The 21,241-nt window shown below is 53.2% G+C and carries 23 protein-coding genes and 1 tRNA gene; 6 read left to right on the top strand and 18 right to left on the bottom strand.

What is annotated here, in order from left to right; genetic code table 11:
* Positions 1-208: 208 nt before the first annotated feature.
* Together IUJ45_RS09710 and IUJ45_RS09705 are read left to right on the top strand one after the other, a co-directional pair.
* A complete protein-coding gene (locus IUJ45_RS09710) occupies positions 209-1,174 on the top strand; it encodes an IS30-like element IS1655 family transposase (protein WP_002250705.1) in 966 nt (321 codons plus the stop codon).
* Positions 1,175-1,310: 136 nt separating this feature from the next.
* A tRNA-Glu gene (locus IUJ45_RS09705) sits at positions 1,311-1,386 on the top strand.
* 1,043 nt (positions 1,387-2,429) lie between these two features.
* Here the strand turns inward: IUJ45_RS09705 and IUJ45_RS09700 are convergent.
* Entirely contained in the window at positions 2,430-2,627 is a 198-nt protein-coding gene (locus tag IUJ45_RS09700) for a hypothetical protein (protein ID WP_009348827.1), read from the bottom strand.
* Between the two features lie 60 nt (positions 2,628-2,687).
* Here IUJ45_RS09700 and thiD point away from each other — a divergent pair, with 60 nt between their 5' ends.
* Positions 2,688-3,494, top strand: a complete 807-nt coding sequence (thiD, locus tag IUJ45_RS09695; RefSeq protein WP_002234142.1) for a bifunctional hydroxymethylpyrimidine kinase/phosphomethylpyrimidine kinase — start codon at positions 2,688-2,690, stop codon at positions 3,492-3,494.
* A gap of 49 nt (positions 3,495-3,543) precedes the next feature.
* Here the strand turns inward: thiD and tehB are convergent, their stop codons facing one another.
* Entirely contained in the window at positions 3,544-4,413 is an 870-nt protein-coding gene (tehB, locus tag IUJ45_RS09690) for an SAM-dependent methyltransferase TehB (RefSeq protein WP_033912525.1), read from the bottom strand.
* A 113-nt stretch (positions 4,414-4,526) separates the two neighbouring features.
* Here tehB and rnhA point away from each other — a divergent pair, with 113 nt between their 5' ends.
* From rnhA to IUJ45_RS09675, 3 genes are all read left to right on the top strand, one after another.
* Entirely contained in the window at positions 4,527-4,964 is a 438-nt protein-coding gene (rnhA, locus tag IUJ45_RS09685) for a ribonuclease HI (RefSeq protein ID WP_002247022.1), read from the top strand.
* A gap of 1,301 nt (positions 4,965-6,265) precedes the next feature.
* Positions 6,266-6,670 carry an HIT family protein gene (locus tag IUJ45_RS09680; protein WP_082308694.1) on the top strand — a complete coding sequence of 135 codons (405 nt, stop codon included), beginning with the start codon at positions 6,266-6,268 and terminating at the stop codon, positions 6,668-6,670.
* A 39-nt stretch (positions 6,671-6,709) separates the two neighbouring features.
* On the top strand, positions 6,710-7,894 hold the full coding sequence (locus IUJ45_RS09675; RefSeq protein ID WP_002247021.1) for an LD-carboxypeptidase: 1,185 nt from the start codon (positions 6,710-6,712) through the stop codon (positions 7,892-7,894).
* 62 nt (positions 7,895-7,956) lie between these two features.
* Here the strand turns inward: IUJ45_RS09675 and IUJ45_RS09670 are convergent, their stop codons facing one another.
* The 16 genes from IUJ45_RS09670 to IUJ45_RS09600 form a co-directional block, all read right to left on the bottom strand.
* Positions 7,957-8,490 carry a glutathione peroxidase gene (locus tag IUJ45_RS09670; protein WP_002218952.1) on the bottom strand — a complete coding sequence of 178 codons (534 nt, stop codon included), beginning with the start codon at positions 8,488-8,490 and terminating at the stop codon, positions 7,957-7,959.
* Positions 8,491-8,749: 259 nt separating this feature from the next.
* Positions 8,750-9,589 carry a DNA adenine methylase gene (locus tag IUJ45_RS09665; RefSeq protein ID WP_002212760.1) on the bottom strand — a complete coding sequence of 280 codons (840 nt, stop codon included), beginning with the start codon at positions 9,587-9,589 and terminating at the stop codon, positions 8,750-8,752.
* A gap of 347 nt (positions 9,590-9,936) precedes the next feature.
* Positions 9,937-10,425 carry a hypothetical protein gene (locus IUJ45_RS09660; protein WP_002212759.1) on the bottom strand — a complete coding sequence of 163 codons (489 nt, stop codon included), beginning with the start codon at positions 10,423-10,425 and terminating at the stop codon, positions 9,937-9,939.
* Positions 10,426-11,049: a hypothetical protein gene (locus IUJ45_RS09655; RefSeq protein ID WP_002212758.1), complete on the bottom strand. Its 624-nt coding sequence runs from the start codon at positions 11,047-11,049 to the stop codon at positions 10,426-10,428. It lies immediately after the preceding gene.
* Entirely contained in the window at positions 11,046-13,328 is a 2,283-nt protein-coding gene (locus IUJ45_RS09650; protein WP_002246330.1) for a tail fiber domain-containing protein, read from the bottom strand. Before IUJ45_RS09650 ends, IUJ45_RS09655 begins: the two co-directional genes overlap by 4 nt.
* Positions 13,329-13,330: 2 nt before the next feature.
* Complete coding sequence (locus IUJ45_RS09645) at positions 13,331-13,897, bottom strand: YmfQ family protein (RefSeq protein ID WP_002212756.1); 567 nt, start codon at positions 13,895-13,897, stop codon at positions 13,331-13,333.
* Complete coding sequence (locus tag IUJ45_RS11015) at positions 13,894-14,469, bottom strand: baseplate J/gp47 family protein (RefSeq protein ID WP_002212755.1); 576 nt, start codon at positions 14,467-14,469, stop codon at positions 13,894-13,896. The genes IUJ45_RS09645 and IUJ45_RS11015 overlap by 4 nt, the downstream gene beginning before the upstream one ends.
* A gap of 2 nt (positions 14,470-14,471) precedes the next feature.
* Positions 14,472-14,957 (bottom strand): baseplate J/gp47 family protein, encoded by a 486-nt coding sequence (locus IUJ45_RS11010; protein WP_002212754.1) that lies wholly within the window; start codon positions 14,955-14,957, stop codon positions 14,472-14,474.
* Positions 14,954-15,307: a phage GP46 family protein gene (locus IUJ45_RS09635; RefSeq protein ID WP_002212752.1), complete on the bottom strand. Its 354-nt coding sequence runs from the start codon at positions 15,305-15,307 to the stop codon at positions 14,954-14,956. Before IUJ45_RS09635 ends, IUJ45_RS11010 begins: the two co-directional genes overlap by 4 nt.
* Before the next feature lie 60 nt (positions 15,308-15,367).
* Positions 15,368-15,997: a phage baseplate assembly protein V gene (locus tag IUJ45_RS09630; protein ID WP_002237234.1), complete on the bottom strand. Its 630-nt coding sequence runs from the start codon at positions 15,995-15,997 to the stop codon at positions 15,368-15,370.
* Complete coding sequence (locus IUJ45_RS09625) at positions 15,998-17,137, bottom strand: phage baseplate assembly protein (RefSeq protein ID WP_002237235.1); 1,140 nt, start codon at positions 17,135-17,137, stop codon at positions 15,998-16,000. It lies immediately after the preceding gene.
* Positions 17,121-18,488, bottom strand: a complete 1,368-nt coding sequence (locus tag IUJ45_RS09620; RefSeq protein ID WP_002237236.1) for a DNA circularization protein — start codon at positions 18,486-18,488, stop codon at positions 17,121-17,123. Before IUJ45_RS09620 ends, IUJ45_RS09625 begins: the two co-directional genes overlap by 17 nt.
* Positions 18,488-18,925: a hypothetical protein gene (locus tag IUJ45_RS09615; protein ID WP_025461138.1), complete on the bottom strand. Its 438-nt coding sequence runs from the start codon at positions 18,923-18,925 to the stop codon at positions 18,488-18,490. The genes IUJ45_RS09620 and IUJ45_RS09615 overlap by 1 nt, the downstream gene beginning before the upstream one ends.
* Positions 18,858-20,537, bottom strand: coding sequence for a phage tail tape measure protein (locus IUJ45_RS09610; protein WP_002237238.1), 1,680 nt, complete (start codon positions 20,535-20,537; stop codon positions 18,858-18,860). Before IUJ45_RS09610 ends, IUJ45_RS09615 begins: the two co-directional genes overlap by 68 nt.
* Positions 20,534-20,782, bottom strand: a complete 249-nt coding sequence (locus tag IUJ45_RS09605) for a hypothetical protein (protein WP_002212743.1) — start codon at positions 20,780-20,782, stop codon at positions 20,534-20,536. The genes IUJ45_RS09610 and IUJ45_RS09605 overlap by 4 nt, the downstream gene beginning before the upstream one ends.
* Positions 20,740-21,129 (bottom strand): hypothetical protein, encoded by a 390-nt coding sequence (locus IUJ45_RS09600; RefSeq protein WP_002212742.1) that lies wholly within the window; start codon positions 21,127-21,129, stop codon positions 20,740-20,742. The genes IUJ45_RS09605 and IUJ45_RS09600 overlap by 43 nt, the downstream gene beginning before the upstream one ends.
* Positions 21,130-21,241 lie beyond the last annotated feature (112 nt).

Here is a 21,241-nt window from a genome sequence, read left to right as displayed (position 1 = left end):
CGCAGGCGGGAATCCGGTCTGTTCGGTTTCAGTTGTTTTTGGGTTTCGGGTAATTTCCAAATCGTCATTCCCGCACAGGCGGGAATCCAAACCATTGGACAGCGGCAATATTCAAAGGTCGGCGGATTCGCATTTGAAGTGCAACTTTCCCTAACAGAAAAAGGCCAGTATGCGGTAGCATACGGCCTTTCCTGCAAGAAAGATTGCCATGAGCTACACGCAACTGACCCAAGGCGAACGATACCACATCCAATACCTGTTCCGCCACTGCACCGTCACCGAAATCGCCAAACAGCTTAACCGCCACAAAAGCACCATCAGCCGCGAAATCAGACGGCACCGCACCCAAGGGCAGCAATACAGCGCCGAAAAAGCCCAGCGGCAAAGCCGGACTATCAAACAGCGTAAGCGACAACCCTATAAGCTCGATTCGCAGCTGATTCAGCACATCGACACCCTTATCCGCCGCAAACTCAGTCCCGAACAAGTATGCGCCTACCTGCGCAAACACCACCAGATCACGCTCCACCACAGCACCATTTACCGCTACCTTCGCCAAGACAAAAGCAACGGCAGCACGTTGTGGCAACATCTCAGAATATGCAGCAAACCCTACCGCAAACGCTACGGCAGCACATGGACCAGAGGCAAAGTACCCAACCGTGTCGGCATAGAAAACCGACCCGCTATCGTCGACCAAAAATCCCGTATCGGCGATTGGGAAGCCGACACCATTGTCGGCAAAGGACAGAAAAGCGCATTATTGACCTTGGTCGAACGCGTTACCCGCTACACCATCATCTGCAAATTGGATAGCCTCAAAGCCGAAGACACTGCCCGGGCAGCTGTTAGGACATTAAAGGCACATAAAGACAGGGTGCACACCATCACCATGGATAACGGCAAAGAGTTCTACCAACACACCAAAATAACCAAAGCATTGAAAGCGGAGACTTATTTTTGTCGCCCTTACCATTCTTGGGAGAAAGGGCTGAATGAGAACACCAACGGACTCATCCGGCAATACTTCCCCAAACAAACCGATTTCCGTAACATCAGTGATCGGGAGATACGCAGGGTTCAAGATGAGTTGAACCACCGACCAAGAAAAACACTTGGCTACGAAACGCCAAGTGTTTTATTCTTGAATCTGTTCCAACCACTAATACACTAGTGTTGCACTTGAAATCCGAATCCAAGGTTGTCTGAAAACTTGGAGATTCTAGATTCCCGCTTTCGCGGGAATGACGAAGTTTCAGACGGCATCGTATTGCTAAATTTCTAGAAGTATGTATAATGCCCATTCCCACGCGCCCATCGTCTAGAGGCCTAGGACACTGCCCTTTCACGGCGGCAACCGGGGTTCGAATCCCCGTGGGCGTGCCAATTCAAAAACCTGCTTGTTTTAAGCAGGTTTTTTTATTTATGAACCGTCATTCTCACACTCTTCGTCATTCCCGTGAAAACGGGAATCTAGAGCGTAGGGTTGAAGAAACCGTTTTATCCGATAAGTTTCCGTGCCGACAAGGCTGGATTCCCGCCTGCGCGGGAATGACGGTGCGCGGATGCCGTCTAAAGCGGTGGGCTGAAGCCCACCCTACCATTGTTTCTGAAGCCAGCCCCACCATTGTTTCCGCTTCCATACCGTTTGGCGGCATTTTCTCTATATTGTAGGGTGGGCTTCAGCCCACCAAAGCATCAAAGTATTCAATGCCGTCTAAAACTTCGTCATTCCCACAACCCTTCGTCATTCCCGTGAAAACGGGAATCTAGAACCTCTGAATTTTCAGACGACTTTTGAATATTTCCGCCGCCCAATGGTCTGGATTCCCACTTTCGTGGGAATGACGATTTGGAAATTACCCGAAACCCAAAAACAACCGAAACCGAACACATTGGATTCCCGCCTGCGCGGGAAGGACGGCAGAGGGTGGACGATGCTGTCTGAAGCCTGACAAAGCATTTGATGCCGTCTGAAACTTCGTCATTCCCGCAAAAGCGGGAATCTAGAGCGTAGGGTTGAAGAAACCGTTTTATCCGATAAGTTTCCGTGCCGACAGGTCTGGATTCCCACTTTCGTGGGAATGACGAGTCTTTTATAACCTTTAAGGCTGCTCTGCCCAATGGTTTGGATTCCCGCTTATGCGGGAATGACGGGGCGGGGCGATGCCGTCTGAAACTTCGTCATTCCCACAACCCTTCGTCATTCCCGTGAAAACGGGAATCTAGAACTTCTGAATTTTCAGACGGCTTTATAAATATTGCCGCTGCCCCAAGGGCTAGATTCCCGCCTGCGCGGGAATGATGATTTGGAAATCACCCGAAACCCAAAAACAACTGAAACCGAACACACTGGATTCCCGCTTTCGTAGGAATGACGGAATTTTAGGTTTCTGTTTTTGTGGAAATGACGAATAAAGCGTGCCGGTTTATGCTCGCCGCAACACGCGGTTCAGACGGCATTGCTCTCTTTTTTCATTATCAGTGGGTGTAGCAACTGTATTTTTCACCCCGTCGGGCAAAAATACAGTTGCTACGATGCACCCCGCCGCCCTGCCCTGTGCCTTGTCCTGCAATACGGCATATAATGCACCACAAACCCCCGCGCTGCGGTTTTCAGACGGCATCGCCGTGCTTTTTTACAGGCATTAGCCCTTTTTATCGGACACAATATTAAGGAGGAACAAATGAAAAGCTCTTTTGTGCAAACGCTTACCATCGCCGGTTCGGATTCGGGCGGCGGTGCGGGCATTCAGGCGGATTTGAAAACGTTTCAGATGCGCGGCGTGTTCGGAACGTGCGTCATCACCGCCGTTACCGCACAAAATACCTTGGGCGTGTCGGCGGTTCATCTCGTCCCGACCGAAACCATCACCGCACAAATCCAAGCAATCAGGGAAGACTTTGACATCCGCGCCTACAAAATAGGAATGCTCGGCACGGCGGAAATCATCGAATGCGTTGCCGACAAGCTGAAACACTGCGACTTCGGCAGGCGCGTACTCGACCCTGTGATGATTGCCAAAGGCGGTGCGCCGCTGTTGCAGGATTCCGCCGTTGCGGCACTGACGCGCCTGCTGCTTCCCGATACGGATGTATTGACCCCCAACCTGCCCGAGGCGGAAGCCCTGACCGGCGTGCATATCGAAAACCGTAAAGATGCGGAACGTGCGGCAAAAATCCTGCTTGATTACGGTGTCAAAAATGTCGTCATCAAAGGCGGACATTTGAATGGCAGCAGCAGCGGACGCTGCACGGATTGGCTGTTTACGCAAAACGAAACGCTGGAATTGGACAGCCCGCGCTTTCCGACCGCCCACACGCACGGCACGGGCTGCACGTTTTCCGCCTGCATTACCGCCGAGTTGGCAAAAGGCTTAGACGTTTGCGAAGCCGTACAGACTGCCAAGGCCTACATCACGGCGGCAATCTCAAGCCCTTTGGAAATCGGCGCGGGACACGGCCCGGTCAATCATTGGGCCTATCGGGACTAACCGTAAAAATGCCGTCTGAAACAAAATGTTCAGACGGCATTTTTGAGGATTATTCAGGCTTTTTCGCCAGCATGGTTACAAATTTAAACCGTATCGGATTGCCGTTTTCGTCTTTGGCGTGCATCGCGCCCAATTCTTCTTTATATTCGACCAGCTCCCAATCCCGATAATAATCCTTCAGCTCGCCCTCTTTAAATTTGAAGGGGAACGGCATCGGGCAGGGGAAATCCGCCGTATCCATTGCCGATACGATTAAGTTGTACCCGCCCACCGCCGTATGCGCCTGCATATCGGCAATCACTTCAGGCACGCGCTGCGGCATCAGGAACATCAGCACCACTGTTGCCACAATATAATCAAACTCGCCCTGCAAGGCGGCGGCGTTCAAATCATATTCCAGCGTGCGGACGTTCAAACTCTCCGCCTCTGCCAGCTCCGCCACGTTTGCCAAGGCGGCGGGATTGTGATCGACTGCAGTAACTTCAAACCCCTTCAAACCGAGAAACAGCGCGTTGCGCCCCTGTCCGCAGCCCATATCCAACGCCCTGCCCGCCGGTACGGTATCCTGTGCCGCCGCGACCGCAGAATGCGTGGCACTCATCCCGTATTTTTTGTGAAAATAGTCTGCCGCCGCGCAATACAGCGACAAACGGATTTCGGCATCGTCCGTTTTCGGTTTGACCGAAAACACCTGCTGCGGCGCAAACACGCAATCGCCGCTTTCTGCCGACCAAACCTCCGCCGCCCCGTCCTGCGTGCGGACTTCGACATCGCCCTGCAACACATTCAGGCAGACCCACTCCCCTTCCTCAGACGAATAGCCCGACAACAAAACTTCCGGCAGGTTTTCCGCCTTCCATACGGGCATCTGTCCGAAACAAAACAACTCGCCGCTTTGACCCACTATCCACTCCTTCATATTCAAAAATAAAGTTGCACATTATATGCCTATTTTAATCCGCCGCAATCTTTCAGACGGCACGGCGCACAAACCGCTTATAATCACGCCGGACACCACACAAAGGCACAATAATGGACCAAACCGTTTACCTTTACACCGACGGCGCGTGCAAAGGCAATCCCGGCGCGGGCGGCTGGGGCGTATTAATGCGCTACGGCAGCCACGAAAAAGAACTTTTCGGCGGCGAAGCGCAAACCACCAACAACCGTATGGAACTGACCGCCGTCATCGAAGGACTGAAATCGCTCAAACGCCGCTGCACCGTCATCATCTGCACCGACTCGCAATACGTCAAAAACGGCATGGAAAACTGGATACACGGTTGGAAGCGCAACGGCTGGAAAACCGCCGCCAAACAGCCCGTCAAAAACGACGACTTGTGGAAAGAACTCGACGCGCTGGTCGGACGGCACCAAGTCAGCTGGACTTGGGTGAAAGGACACGCGGGACACGCGGAAAACGAACGCGCCGACGATTTGGCAAACCGTGGCGCGGCGCAGTTTTCCTGACTGCCGCACCGACAAAAATACCGTCTGAAACCGCTAATGGGCTTCAGACGGCATCGTCCTCCACCGTCATTCCCGCGCAGGCGGGAATCCAGAACGTCGGGCAACGGCAATATTCAAAGATTATCTGAAAGTTTGAAGTTCTAGATTCCCGTTTTCACGGGAATGACGAAAAGTTGCAAGAATGACGGAGTTTCAGGCGGCATCCGACCGCCCCGTCATTCCCGCGAAAGCGGGAATCTAAAAATCCAACGCTGCAAAAATTTATTTAGAAACAACTGAAACCGCTCTGCCGTCATTCCCGTGCAGGCGGGAATCCAGACCTTCGGGTAACGGCAATATTCAAAAGCCGTGTGAAAATTTAAAAGGTCTAGATTCCCGCTTTCACGGGAATGACGAAGAGCTGCGGGAATGACGGGATTTTAGGTTTCTGATTTTGTTTTTCTGTTTTTGAGGGAATGACGGGATTTGAGATTGCGGCATTTATCGGGAGCAACTGAAACCGCTCTACCGTCATTCCCGCGCAAGCGGGAATCCAAACCGTCGGGCAACGGCAATATTCAAAGATTATCTGAAAGTTTGAAGTTCTAGATTCCCGTTTTCACGGGAATGACGAAAAGTTGCAAGAATGACGGAGTTTCAGGCGGCATCCGACCGCCCCGTCATTCCCGCGAAAGCGGGAATCTAAAAACCCAACGCTGCAAGATTTATCAGAAACAACTGAAACCGAACGGACTGGATTCCCGCCTGCGCGGGAATGACGGGATTTTAGTAACCGTAGCAACCGCCTGCGCGACGGCTAAGGGGCTTCAGCAACCGTAGCAACTGCCTGTGTGGGAATGACGGACAATGGGCTTCAGACGGCATCTCTTGCCTGCCGCTAAAACAGTTTGCCGCACAACTGTTCAAACGCGTCCGATATGTTTCAACACACAGGACGACACATAAAGCACCTCCCTATGTGTCGTCCTGATTTGGAAGGGGTTACACCCCCTCCCAAATAAAGTCTGATCCTGCCGCCCTAAAGGGCGGGGTTTCAACCGAAAAGGAAATACGATGAAGTGGTACAATTAGCGGCAATGCGGACAGACAAATTAAACTATAGTGGATTAAATTTAAACCAGTACGGCGTTGCCTCGCCTTAGCTCAAAGAGAACGATTCTCTAAGGTGCTGAAGCACCAAGTGAATCGGTTCTGTACTATTTGTACTGTCTGCGGCTTCGTTGCCTTGTCCTGATTTTTGTTAATCCGCTATATCAGAAATTACCCTACCGTTTTTTAAACACTTTCAGGAATAAGGAAAAATGACCGCCCAACCCTGCCCCATCTGCACGGCGCAAAATGAAGACGTTTTGCTGCAAACCCCCAAGCTGCGCGTCATCGCCGTCCATAATGATAGCGGTTCGCCTGCATTCTGCCGCGTCATTTGGCGTAAGCATATTGCCGAAATGACCGACCTTTCGGCAGCGGAACGCGGCGAATTGATGGAAATGGTGTACAAAGTCGAAGCCGCTATGCACCAAGTGTTTCAACCTGCCAAGATTAACCTCGCCAGCTTGGGCAATGTCGTGCCGCACCTGCATTGGCATATTATCGCCCGCTTTGAAAACGATGCGTCTTTCCCTGCACCGATTTGGGCAAACCCCGTCCGGAAACACGGTATGACCCTGCCGCAAGATTGGACGGAACAGCTTAAAAAGCTGCTTTAAGCCCGCCGATGCCGTCTGAAACCGTATGAAAGGGAAATTATGACCGAACCGACCTCCCGCCGCCGTTTCCTGAAAACCTGCACCGCCGCCATCGGCGCGGGACTGCTTCAGGCTTGCGGCACATCCGCCACATCCGTTTCGCCCCTTCCCTCTTTCCATTCCGTTGTGAAAGCCCGAACCGTGCCTCTCCAAACGCCACGCCGTCAAAGTTCGGACGGCAACCTTCTGCGCGTTGTCGCTTCGTCAGGCTTTGCCGAAGACACCAACCGCGTCAACACAGCCTTAACCCGCCTTTACAATGCCGGTTTTACCGTAACCAACCAACAGGCGGGCAGCCGCCGTTTCCAACGGTTTGCCGGCACGGACTCACAACGTGCCGCCGATTTCCAAGATGTCGCTTCCGGTCGCGTTGCCACACCTAAAGTGCTGATGGGCTTGCGCGGCGGTTATGGTGCGGCACGCATTCTGCCGCATATCGATTTTGCTTCGCTCGGCGCAAGGATGCGCGAACACGGCACGCTGTTTTTCGGATTCAGCGACGTATGCGCCGTCCAGCTGGCATTGTTGGCAAAAGGCAATATGATGAGTTTTGCCGGCCCGATGGCTTATAGCGATTTTGGCAAACCCGCCCCCGGTGCGTTTACGATGGATGCCTTTATCAAGGGTGCAACCCAAAACCGCCTGACCGTTGATGTTCCTTATATCCAACGCGCCGATGTCGAAACCGAAGGCATATTGTGGGGCGGCAACTTAAGCGTCCTCGCCTCGCTCGCCGGCACGCCTTATATGCCCGACATCGACGGCGGCATTTTGTTCCTCGAAGATGTCGGCGAACAGCCCTACCGCATCGAACGTATGCTCAATACGCTGTATCTTTCGGGTATTTTGAAGAAACAGCGCGCCATCGTGTTCGGCAATTTCCGTATGGAAAAAATTCGAGATGTCTATGATCCGTCTTATGATTTTTCCGCCGTTGCCAACCATGTTTCGCGCACGGCGAAAATCCCCGTGCTGACGGGCTTTCCCTTCGGGCACATTGCCGACAAAATCACTTTCCCTCTGGGCGCGCACGCCCGAATCCGTATGAACGGAAACAGCGGTTATTCGGTCGCGTTTGAAGGCTACCCCACACTCGATGCGTCCGCCCTGACTTTGGATACCCTGCTCCCACCGCCGGATTTGCCCATCTTCCCCGAAAGCGGTGTTGCCGATATTTCGGAATAAACCCGCAAACGGACAAATGCCGTCTGAAGCCTTCAGACGGCATTTCCCAAGACGGCGGCAGATTACAGCAATGCCCGAATATCGGCTTCGATTTCTTCGGGCGTAACACTAGGCGCAAAACGCTCGACCACTTCGCCGTCGCGGTTGACGAGGAATTTGGTAAAGTTCCATTTGATGTCGCCTTCGTCGCGCTTCTCTCCCAAAGCTGCGAGCTTCAACACGAAATCTTTAAACAGATGATTGCCTTTATCTTGCGGTTTGACGGATTTCAGGTAGGCATACAAGGGCGCGGTATTTGCTCCATTGACTTCGATTTTGTCGAAAATCTTAAACTTCGTGCCAAACTTCATCATACACACTTGGGCAATTTCTCCGCTGCTTTCGGGAGCCTGTTCGCGGAACTGGTTGCACGGAAAATCCAAAATCTCCAAGCCTTCTGCGGTATATTGTGCATACAGCTTCTGCAAAGCCTCGTATTGCGGGGTCAGACCGCAACGCGTTGCCGTGTTGACAATCAGCAGAACCTTGCCGCGATAGCCTGACAAATCAACCGCATTGCCTTCTGCATCTTTCATTTGAAAATCGTAAATACCCATTTTTATCCTTATCTGATGTAAACCGATGCCATCTGAAACGTGCTTCAGACGGCATGAAAGCAGCAATTGTATAGCCGATTAAAATAAAAAATCCACATCCTTTTCCATTCCCGTCCCAATCCGCAATAAAAAACTGCACCCGAAAACGGGTGCAGTTTATAAGGCGGCGCGAACTTTAGCACCTTTTCGGAAAATCTTTGACACCTAGTTAGGCCGCGCTATAAGGTGGAACTTTGATACCGCCCGCCGTTTAGGCGGGTTAATCTATTTTATAAATCATATTGTCCTGATACTCGATTCCTTTGCCCATCTTGGCATCTAGTGAAACGATATTGTAGCCGCTGAAGCGCCGGTATTTGTCCGGTTCGCACTCTTGCAAAAATTGGAAGTAGTCCAGCGCCTCGCTACGGGTGGAGCTAAATAGGATAAACGGTGGGCGCATATACTGAATCATACGCAGGAAGCTAACCATATTAAAGTATTTATCAGCGGCATACGCACCCTGAGCAGTGGACACATAAGGCGGGTCTAATACCAGCAGAGTATTGGGGTTATGCTGATGCTCAGCCATCAAAAGATTATAGTCTTGCTGGGTGATTTCGAGGCCGTCTAAATAGTCGGCAGCGATGGAGTATGGGGATTGGCGTACCTTATTGTAGAACTCAAACCCCAGCAATTGTTCAAGCGAATTTGCCTGTTTGGCACTAAATAAAAGCCATGATGAAAGTACGCGCACATCAATGTGGCCTTGGAAATTAGTGATTGTTTGTTGCACTGATCGGGTACGTTCAGGGTCTAGCCTTGAGCCTTTGGGGATGCCGCCAACTATCTGCGCGATTTGTTCACGCAAACGGTTGTAATCTGGGATGTGCCGCAGGCGGTCTGAGTAGTTGTCATAGTCGTTGTAAATTACCCGCGCCTGCGGTTTGATACGTTTTGCAACGTGCGCCAACAGGCCGCTGCCGCCGAATACGTCTACAATTGTCCAATGTTTGCCGTCAGCGGGAATTTGCGACAATACTTTAGTGAAGTGTTTAATGAAATATCGCTTCTGTCCGACGAATGGCAGCGGGGCCGTTGAGTGGTATTTTTGCATCATTTTTACTTACTCTCCGACACTCTCGCTGGTGTTCTGAAATCAGTTTTAAAATGATGCTCGACGGCATTCTTAGTAATGGTTGTCTAGCTGAAAGTATTAACCGTTTTACAACGGTTACACTTGATTTGTACGTTACCGCTGCCTTTGGCCAATAGTTTTTTTGCAGTAGACACAACGTAATTCACGATAATAAACCATGTCGCATTAACTCCGTTTAGGTTAGAATTACCGCCGCCTAGCTAGGCAAAGCGGCCTTGAAGTCAATGCAGGGTACATCTGCTTGGCTGGCGTGCCGGTGCTCGCAACACAGACACGTCGCCGCTCCTCTTTATTTAAAACTTTCTAAATTACTTTGTTTCCTCCATTTTCTCAGACGGCCTATCTTTAGTTGATACCGCGGCATACAGGGTTTGCGGGCTGTATCGGCACGGGTTAGTGTAGCCTATTACATATGCGCACCATTCGCTGCAAAACCAGCGGCTTTTGCTGTGTGGTGATTTGAGTACCACGCCAATCGCACCTAGCCAGTCGTAACCTGCACCGTGTGTACGGTGGAACAAGCGGCTGGCCGATATGGCAACAGATTGCGGCAGCGGGATTAAGTCCCATTTATCAGCAGGCAGCGGCATGGTTTTAATGCGCACCCCGCCGTCTCTCGCGCTAGACGAATAACAATCAAACAGGCCGTCGCGTGGGTGCTTAACAGCGATTTCACAATGGCTGTACGGGCTGCATGTTGCCAATCGTACAACGCTGTCGGCAATGCGTTTAACCACATCGCGCGGGGTGTTGATTGCGGCTTTGCCTTTATAGAGTGCCAAATAGACTTGAACCATTCAGACGGCCTCCGGCAGTGTGAATACGACTGCAATCTTATCAAGCGCGGCCTGCGTTTTCGCTGCTTCGATTTTGCTTTGCAGCGCTTGTCGTTGACCTGCCACATGTGCGGCGAGTTGTTCGTAAGCCAGCGTTTTACGCAAAGCCGCTGCTTTAAGCGTGTCTGCTGACATACCGCGGGCGGTGGCAATGCCGTCAAGCACTGGCGTTGGCGCGGCTTTATCTTCCTGCCAAGCCTTCGCTTCAGCGGCTTGAATTGCCCAGCTTGCAAACTCAAATTCAGGTACGCTGTCGATACCGGCGTGCTTGTTAATAAAAGCCTGAGCGGCAGCATTTAATGCGACGAGTTTTACGGATTTTAAGCCGTCAATATTTACCGATTCAGGCGGGGTCAGGCTGACGCCATCGGGCAAATCACCTAACTTATCCCACACCTGCTCTTGCCCACCGGCAAAAACTACGCATCCGCGATAGTCGGGAATTATCTTCCAACCTTGTCCATCCCACTGGGCGGCCTGATATTGTGCGAGATCAGGCATTTCAGCTTCGATGCTTTGGCGGCCGTCATCAAAATACTGTTCCTCTACGAACAAGCCGTCTTGATCAATCACACATCTTGTCATTTTTTCGATTCCTTCATTTCGGTTTCTAATGTTTCAATTCTTGCGGCCATTTCCTGAATGGCTTTAGTCAAAACGGGGATGAACGTTTCGTATTCGACGGTGTAGGTATCGTTTGTTTTATTTACCATCGGCAATCGACCATATTCATCTTCCAGCGCAGCAATGTCCTGGGCAATAAACCAATGCCGCAACCGATCTTCTTTATGACTGCCGTCCTTGATTGGATTCGCCCACCATTCGCGGACTTTGTCCGCTCGTTCATCTGCCGGCAAGTCTTTGAATAATTCGTCAACGTAGGAATCCCGGCGGTCGTAGTAGCCAGTCATCGGCTTGAGCTTCATTACAAAATCTAAACCGTTCGTCAACGGCTTAACATCTGCTTTGTCGCGGCCGTCAGAACGGATGTTCACCGCGGTTGGAGCATATAAAGTTTGCCCTGTCGTACCGATTTGGATTTCGTTATCGCCGTTTATTCTTGCGCCATATCCGATGGCGATGGAGTTTGTTATTTTCCCAGTCAAAAAGTCGCCTTGAACGTTCCGATAGCCCGCACTATCTCCAATGGCAACACATTTCTCACTACTTGCCAAAGGGATTACCCAATACCCAATAGCAGTTGTGGAAATATGACTACCTGTTCGTAAAGATGATGCGCCGATTGCGGTTGTTTTTTGATAATTGTCTCCCAACAACGCGGCATCTACGCCGATGATAGTTGAGTATCCTGCGGTCAATGCCTTATTCATGGCGTTCGCGCCGATGATGGTCAACTCTTCGTTTTTAGTAGCGGTTGAATTTACAGAATAAACGTATTTCAGTTCGGCCGCGCCGGTGGCGGTCAGCTCTTTTGAGCTTTGGATGATTAATGTATTGCCATTCACTGATACGACCTGAGCCGGTACGACGTCGTTTTGTAAGGTTTGCGCCGTGCCTGATGTAAGGCGGATGCCCACCCAATAAGTCGCTTGCGCACCGCGAATGTTGGGAAATGTAAGCGTGATGTTTTTTCCAGATTGGGCGTAGGTACCTGCTTCCGTTCCCGTCCAGACAACATCTCCGCCATTTGGGGCGCGGTTTCGCTCAAGATTCTCCATCGCGGCAGAACCGATTGCGGTAACTTTTTCGGCCTTTTTTGTATTTCGCGCCGCATTGGCACCAATTGCGGTTTGAGCGGCGCGGCCCTGATATGTTTGCAAGACAGCCTCGCCGATTGCGATTGTTCTTGAGGTCGAAGACGGCCAAAAAACTTCAATGTCGCCACTAAAACCGACTGGAGCAGTACCAGCCATCGCGCCTGCGCCAAGTGCAATATTTGACGAGCCTTCACCCAATCCCTGTCCGGCATTGCGCCCGATTGACACATTAGAGTAACCGCTGGTGATGCCGCGTCCTGCATTACCACCAATACCGATGTTGCGCGTGCCTTCCATGCGTGACTGGTCGTACCATTCAGTAGCGGCCTGCACATTAATCAGGCTGTCGGCCCCAATGGCGATGTTGTCCCTGCTTACTTTAGAAAAGCCCTGCGCACGGTCGCCAATAGCGATTGAGGAAACACATTTCTCCATCTGCTCCATTGCGCCTTCGCCAATAACGATTAAACCCGCGCCAGTCCATTCATTCGATTTGAGGTTGGCTGCTGCACCAGTTCCGGAGATGAATCGACCGATACCGCTTCTGATAGGCTGGTATTGAACATCGACAGTTTTGCCGTTAATCACAAACTTGCCGTTTGTGTATTTGTTTTTTTGCGGGTAGGTATTACCCGTATCAATTGACAAACCCAAGCAATCAACAACTACGTCAAGCGCGGCAGATTCAGCGGCATTCAAAGTGGATAGTGCATTGTTTTTGCTGGCCACATATCCAAAATCATGCAGGTTAAGCATCCCTGAAAACACACGCTTCCAGCGCGTGCCGTCGGTAGAAACAATAACGGTACAGCCGTTATCAGCGGTAGATTTATCGGCTTTATCCGCCACAAACACGCCGCCGCCCACTGTTGTATTGGCGTGATAGGCGTTGACGTTCACATAGCCTGTGCCGCTGTATTTACGCAGAGCATCGATACTGGCAACCTGCGAAGCATCGGCGGCCAACGTTTTAATGGCCGATAAGACTTGGGCATGGTCGGCTTTGTTAGGCTCAATGCCAACCGCGTTTAAAATGCTGTACAACTCGCCTTGTAACTGGTTCAGCCACCATGCGGGTACGGGAGTACCGGGCGTGCGGCGGTCGCCGTCGACAAATTGCTTATTCGGGGTTTGGATTAAGTCCATTTTTATACCTCTTCTTCATATTCAAAGCGGCAATACGTCCATGCCGGTTTTAATTCTTCAAACATCGTTTCGATAATCGGGTCGGTGTACACACTGATGCGGTCGCCCGCACGGCTTTGACCGGCTCGGAAAATATAGGCGGTGGCTTTGCCGTCGGCGATGTCGACGCACCAACGCCAGATGGCGTCTTCGGTATTCAAACAATCACCCGCACAGCTTTCACCTGCGCGGAATTGGTCTTCTTCGTAAATGGTGACGGTGTAGCCTGCCGATTCGGCGATGGCGGTAAAGTAGGCAATACTCAAACCGCCCAAGGCATTGAGTTTGGCCAGCACGGCATCAGTACGTTGTTGGGTATTGGCTCCTGCGGGCGGGGTGATGGCGAGCAGCTCTTCCCAGCGGTACAGGTAATCGTTTTCCGCATCAGGGAACGGCGCATTTTTCACTCCTTCCGCATGGTCGGCCACAATATCAAACACACCCGCTTCGGCTTTGATTTCTGCCGTTTCTCCTACGGTGTCGTAGCTGACGGGCGGACGCATGGCGGCGAGTAAGGTTTGATGGATCACGTGGTGTACTCCACGTTAATACTGCCCGGGCGCAGCCAGTAAATGTCTTCGGCACTCTCCTGAGGCTTGATATTGCCCACAGGGGTGGTTAAGACACGGTCACGCACGCCGTACACTTCGCTGATTAAGGTTTCCAACTGGCTTTTAATTAGGGGGTCTCCGGGCTTTAAGGCATCAAAATAGGCGTTTACAGCTGATTTGATGGCAGCGGTGGCCGTATCGGTATCCGTGCCGCTGCTTAAGGTAATGGTGACGGCCACATTCACGGTCTGGATACTGGGCGCAAGGGCTAGAAAGCCGTTTTTACGGGTAACAGGTCGCACCGCATCGACATGAGCTTGTACGGCGGCCAGTGTTTCTGCGCTGGGGATACCGTTTTCACCCAAAATGACGGCATCGACAAAGCCGTTGCCGCGACGCAAAGGGTAGATAAAGGCATCAACCACACCCGGTACTTCCAAGCACCAATTGCGGAAGTCGTATTGATTACCGCCCGCAGCGGGTCGGCGCAGACGTTCTTCATATCGTGCCAACAGGCTCTCATCGCTTTCGGCATCTGTACCGCCGACCATCGTTAGACGGCGGAACTGTCAATCCCCGCAGGTACGCTTTGCAGCGTAGCCGCGGTTTCGGCGGTTTGATTTTGAGCACTACCCGCAACAGTGGCGATAACGGCTATTTCGGCACTTCCAAGCGCACTGATAACGGCGGATTCGGCGGTTAAATACACCTTATCGCCCACATTGATCTGTTGGCCAACCGGCACCGTTGCGCCGACCGCGCCGCGAACACGCACCTTGCCGCCCGCGAAGGTGGCGGTTTTTCGGTAGATGCCGTATTTAGCGGCATGTTTTTCTAGGTAGGCGCTGTCTGCGGTATCGGCAAAGGCTTGGCGCAAAATCCACTCCTGATGCTGGTATTGGCCTTCGCCCACTGCGGCAATGGCGGTGGCGCGTACATGGTTGTCGCTGCCCGCGTGTACATGGGCGGCAGGGTTTTGGTTTTGCAGGTCGCGCAGATAGTTGGCGCGGATTTGTTCTAAATTCAGTGCCTGCGTCATATCACGGCTACCTTGTGGTTCAGGGTTACTGTATCGCCCGCGGCATCGACGGCTTCAATATGCAGCTTCAGCCAGCCGTGCTGCGGGGCGGATGCGGTTACTTGGATGGATTGGGCGCGTTTGGACTGAATCACGGGCTGCAAGGCTTGCTCGGCGTACTGTTTGGCCAGTACTTCGATGCGCTTTAAATGCTTTTGGCGGCGCAATTCGTGCAGGCGGCTGCCGAGCGTGCGGTCTGCCCAGTAACTGCCCAAGGGCGTGACCAAGCGGATATACAACTCGTTTTCGATGGATTGGGCGGATTGGTTGACCACATAGCCGCCCGTTTGGGGATTAAGTAAAGCGTCCATACCTTTATTTTCAGGTAAGGACGCTTGGAGTTTGGTTTGATGGATGTCAGGCCGTCTGAATTACAGCGGGTCGGATGTCGTGCCGCCGCTGTCGCCGTTGTGTTTGTGGTCGGAGCCGACATTTTTGCCGTTGTTGGTCAGTTTGCCGGTAGTGTCCAAATCGCCGACCATCTGCACATTGCCGGTAAATGATGTGCCGCTGCCGCCTTTCACTGCCATGCCGCCGTTGCCGTTGATTTGACCCTCGGCGGTAATCTGCGCGGTGCAGCCTACATTGGGCGCGTCAATATTCACGCCGCCCGGTGCTTTGATATTCAGCGTTTCGCAGTCAATTTCGATAATCCGGCCTTTCTTTAACACCATCTTGGCACCGTCGGCGTTGTAAACCGCCGTTTCGCCTTCGGCAAGGCCGGTAATGCGGTATGCGCCGTTGGTGGTGGTGACGATGATGCCGTGGCTGGTTTTGCCGCCCAACGGTACGACGACGCAATCGCTGCCTGCGGGCGGGTTCGACGTAAAACCGAAGTTTTCGGCGTGTTCCAAGTCCTGCACGGTTTCGCCTTCCAAACCTTCCACTTGGATTTGCTGCACGCCGCCGGCTGCTTTGACGCGGGCGATTTTGCCGCGGAAGGCTTGGCGGATGCCGTTAAATGCCCGTCGGATACGGTTGTCTATGGTTTTTGCATCCATTTAAATCACCTGCAATTCCTGTCCGGCCTGCTTGGCTTGGCGGCGTTTTTTCGGTTTGGCGGCTGCGTGGCCGTTGGCTTTGCGGCTTTCAGACGGCCTTTTGGTTTTGCCCGATTTCTTCGGCGGGTCGGCATCCAATACCCATGCGCCGTCCTCTTTCAGTGTCAGCACGGTTTCGGTGGGTTGGCCGCGACCGCCGATGAAGGTTCTCGCCATCAGGAAATACACCGCGTCGATGCCGTCCGGTTCGCTCAATACGTTGATGCGCTGACCGGGCTGCCACAAGGTACCGTCGTCAGTGCGGTGGCCTTGTACGGTGGCGGTAATTGTTAAGCCTTCCAGCCTGCTGTCGGCCAGCCGCTTTTTCGCCTTGCGCTGCGCTTGAGCCTGACTGTCGATGTCCGGCTCGGTGACGATTAGGGGGCGGTGCAGTTTGACGGATTCGTCTTTGGCGGTGGCTTTGATGTTGTTTTTGCCGCTGTGGCTTTGCGCCAATACGGTAACTTCGCTGTACCGTGCCGCCATATCGCGGTTTACTTCCAGACGCTTGATGTTGTTGTTTTGGCCGTTGGTCCGTAAAACCAGTTCGGCCACCGGTGCGGCGGTGTAATCGGGACCGCCGACTACCAGCGTGCCGTCCGGCTCCAGCCACGGCCACAAACCGTTTGCCTCGGCATATTCCAGCAGGGCGTCCCACGCGCGGCTGCCCGGCTCGATCTGCACTTTGTGGGTTTTGTCGGTTTTGGCGGCATCAATGCGGATTTTGGCCAAACCCAAAGGCTTGACGATTTTTTCGATGATTTGGTTTAAATCCATATCTTGCGCGTTAAACAGCGGGGCGGAGCAGTCCAATAGCACGCCCGCATCGTCGCGGCCTTGTATGGTTAAGGTTTTGCCGCCTTTTTCGGTAACGGTCTGCACGCGGTCTATGCGGCCGCTCAATACCGTATCGCCGCCCACACGCACTTCCACCTTGTCGCCCGCCCGCACCGCATCGGGTTTGGCATCGACGGGGCGGCCGAGCATGACTGAAAAGTCATCGGCGGGGGTGAGCAGGTCGGAAACAATGTCGTAATTCGTCCATTGGCCGTGTGTTTTACCGTTAATCAGCAGCGTAACGGTGTTATCTGGCGTAGGCATTCAGTACCGTGCCTTTCTCAATAAAATTCGGGTGGCGGATTTGCGGATTCAGGCGCAAGAGTTCGCCAAAGCGGCTGTAGTCGCCGTACCACTCAAAGGCCAGCAGGTGCAGGCCGATATCGCAGGTGACGGTTTTCTGTACCAGCGGCGGCTTCATATTGATGACTGTAAACGCCTGTTTTTGCAGTTTATGCGCCGTATTGCGCAGACTTTCGGTAAGCGCGGCGGCAGTTTCCAGATAAGGGGCTTGCGGCAGCAGCCCGGCCACTTCGATGCGTTGGTACACATCATCGGCACTGTCTACCGGTGTTTGATACAGCCGCAGCAGGCAATAGGCCAGCTTGTCGGCTTTGGTTTCATCCGCCAGCATCATGGCCAAGATGCGCTGGGCGGCCAAAGCACGCTGCAAGGCGGCACGGGTATCGGCCAGCAGACGCGAGATTTCCACAGGCGTCAAAGTCGGCTCGTTCAGTTGTACAGCCAAAATATCGGCGGCTTGTTCGGCCAGCGCACACGCGCCAACGGTGGCGGTAAGCGCGGTAAAGGCAGCCACATCTTCGGGCTTGGCGCGTTGGATTAAATCTACCGCCGCCACACTGCCTTCGGTTCCGCGGCTGACCTGCCACGGCGTAGCGGCCGCTTTAGATACGCCGCCCACCATGTCGCGCCAGCCGTCCAGCCCGCTTTTACCGACATTGTGCATATTGGCCAGCGCACCAAACACAGATTTCAGCTCCGCCACCAATACGCGCGGGCTGTTCAGCAGGTTCAGGCCGCCGGTGAAGATGCCGTTTACCTGCCCATACAATACGCCCACCACCATTAATACCGTGGCATGAAAAGCATTCCAGCGGCTTTGCGCTTTCTGAATTTTGTTTAAGGCCGTCTGAAACACCTCGAAGCCCTGCCATGCGGCCAAGTCGGCAAGGAAATCCACTTCGTCGGCCAAGGCTATCGGCAAGTCGCGGTCGAAAAACGGCGCGGCTTTGACACTTTGCTTAAAGGTCATCCGCACGGTGCAGTAGTCGGGGTTTTCTTCGTTGTGCGCGACCTCGAAATCCGCCACTACGCAATCTGGCACGCTGCCGTAAATCGGGTGGATCAATTCGCCCGCGCCCGTTTCGCACAATACGTTCAGCAGGTTTTGCAGGCGGCCTTCGTAATCTTCACCCCACAATACGGCGGTCAAGGCCATATCCATCGCAGATACACCCGTATCTTCGATGTCCGCGCCCTGTACGAACGGGTATTCGTGTTCCGCCAGCGCGTGGGTGCCGCGCAGCGTGTCGTCGATGACGTCAAAGGTAACGCCCTTGAAGCCCGCATCCAGTAAAGTGTCTTTCCAAGCCATTAATTTTTCCTACTGTTGCGTTCTACTGCCTGATTCACATAGGCCATAATGTTGCCGTTTTGCACAGTAACGGTAATCGGAATCGGCTTGCCTGCCGCCGCCTGCATTTGTGCGGCAGCAGCCGTCATCTGTGCCGCCGCGCCGGTAATCTGCGCCGTTGCCGCCTGATTCTCCGCCGCCGCCTGCACATACTGCTGGCTTGCCTGCTGGTTGGTTTGTGCCGATTGGTTAAGCTGCGCCATACTCTCTTTTAAAACAGGACTATCGAGCGGGGCATTATTGCCGCCCAGTTCTTCACGTTTGCGCAGATATTCGGCTTTCGCCCCCGCTGAAAAATCAGGCAGGATACTTTCCAGCCAAGACGATAATTTAGCAAACGGTTTTGACCATTCCGCATATTTGTCGCGCTGCCCCGCCAAATGGGTTGCCCCGCCCATTACGGCCAACGGTGTCGCACCGAGCGCGACGGGGCCTAGCGAGGAGGCCGAGGGCATCAGACGGCCCGCCTGTAAGGTTCTGCTGCTTCCGCCGAACAGTTTGGAAAGCAGGCCGCCGCCCCCAAACATAGAGCTTGTACCGGCCGCCGCCGATGCGGTCGCTGAATTTTTCAAATGCGCCGTATTCGGCTTCTGATTTGGCGAGGGAGAATTGGGATTTTTTAAACCCCGAACCTTCGGCGACGAATCCGTATGCACCGTCCACCGCACCCGCCGCATTTGTCTGGCCTGCTTGCAGGCGGGTGAGTTCCTGTTTGTTGTTGACCAATGCCAGCAATGCCATCAATGCCTGACGGTCGGAAACCAGCTTCCCGATGGCAGTGCCGTCTACCAAGGCCTTTTGGTTTTCCAGCAAAGCCAGCTTGGCTTCATCGCCTTGCGCGGCATTAATCTGTTTCATCAGAGCGGCGGACTTCTTATCCTTGGCCGTGATTTCTCCGACAATGTCCACCAGCGCATCAAGCGAGTTCATGCCTGCTGCCTGCCGTTTGTTCATGCTAGCGGTGAAATCGAAACCTTCTTTGCCGTTGATGGTAATTTTTTTGGCTTTGGTCACAATATCCTGACTGTTGATTTTTGCCAGCAGGTTGACTAAGTTGTTGCCGGCTTCGTCGGTACTGCCCGCCGTCATAAACGACAATTGGTTGGCATTGAGCAGGCTGGAAAAATTATCCAGCGTCGCGCCCATACCGGCGTTTTTCATTGCAGCCAACTGCTGCGGCAGCCAGCGCGACATGTCTTTCAATTCAAAACCGCCGTCCGCGCCCGATTGCAACGCACGGTCAAGCAGCGACGGAATATCCGCCTCTTTAAACCCCGCCTGCAACGCCTTGGTTACGATGTTGGCAATATCGTTTCCTTCCGTATTGGCGGCGGTGGCGGTTTTCATAACGGTCGGCAGCAGTTTTTTCACGGCTTCGTCGCTCATCGCTCCGCTGGCCACCATTGTATTCATGGCTTCCAAAGCGGCATCACGCGTCGTTCCGCCGACATAGGCGGCATCCATGACCGATTTCTTGATTTCCTCCATACCTGCGCGCTTCTCGGCCATGCTCTTGCCTGCATACATGGTATTGGCGGCATGACGCAATGATGTGTCAAAGTCCATCGTCCGGTTGACCGGCTGCGCCAATACATAAGCTCCTGCCGCCGCACCCGCCGCCACGCCGGCCACACCGCGCCCGATTGTCCGGACTCCCGAACCGATACGTTGCAAACGGCTTGCACCGCCGTTGATTTCGGCAGTCAGCTCGCGTACACGGCTGCGCGTTATCTGTGCAGCCCTCGCCAGTTCGCGTTGCGAAGCCATGCCGCTTTTGGCCAAACGGTTGTAAGCCGCCTGCGTTTGTTGGATTTCACGGCGGATTTGGTGTTCAGTACGGATGCCCAAACGGGCGGTAGCGCTGTACATCTCTTGATGTTTCAGCTTGACTGCTGCGGCTTTCTGCAACTGCCGGCTGCCTGTTTTTTCCGCTTCCGCCGCCAAACGGCGGAGGCCGGGCGTGGCGTTGTCCTTAAACTTAGCAACCAGTTCTACACTATGCTGGCTCATTTTTTCTTACGCTTGCTGATAAAGGTTTGGGTCTGACCGCCCGTGGCGGCAGATGGTTTGACGTTCGCAGGAATAAACCACGGCATCACTACCGGCGCGGCACGGCCGCGCTCGATTAAGTCGGCCTGTTTTAACCAGCCTTCCAGTTCGGGTTGGGTCATGCCGTCGATTTGGGCGGGCGTGATGCCGTATCGGCCGAGTTTTAAGACGGCGTATCGGTAACGGTCGGCGCGGGGTGCGGGCAAAGCCGCTTTTTTTGCAGCAGCTCTTGCGCCCAGTACAGCGCGTCAAAGTCAGCAGCAGCCATCTCATCAAGCAGCAAATCAGGTGTCAAAGATTCGGCTGTTAAACCACCCAATTTATCCAGTGACGCGGCATAGGCGGCAACCAGCCGCGGCTGGCCTTCAAGTTGCGGATCAATCGCCATGTCCTCGCGCACGGTTAAAAGGTGCATGGAAAAATCATGGTGCATTTCGCCATCAATCACACCGATGCCGTATTTCAGACGGCCGGCAACGGTTTTCAGGTCGGGAGAAACGCGTAATTCGTAATCTTCGATAGCGCGGGTGAGTTCGGGGGAAAATTCAGACATAAAAAAGCCCTTAAACGTTGGTTAAACCTTGTATAAATCAAGGCTTAATTGTCACTTAAGGAGATGAGATGGGCGACTAAACACGCGTCAGTAATGAAAAAACCCCGCTTAG

The sequence above is a fragment of the Neisseria meningitidis genome, from assembly GCF_022869645.1.
In the GTDB taxonomy this organism is placed as follows: domain Bacteria; phylum Pseudomonadota; class Gammaproteobacteria; order Burkholderiales; family Neisseriaceae; genus Neisseria; species Neisseria meningitidis.
Note: the sequence above shows the minus strand (reverse complement) of the source record. Positions and strands in the feature narration are given on the sequence as shown.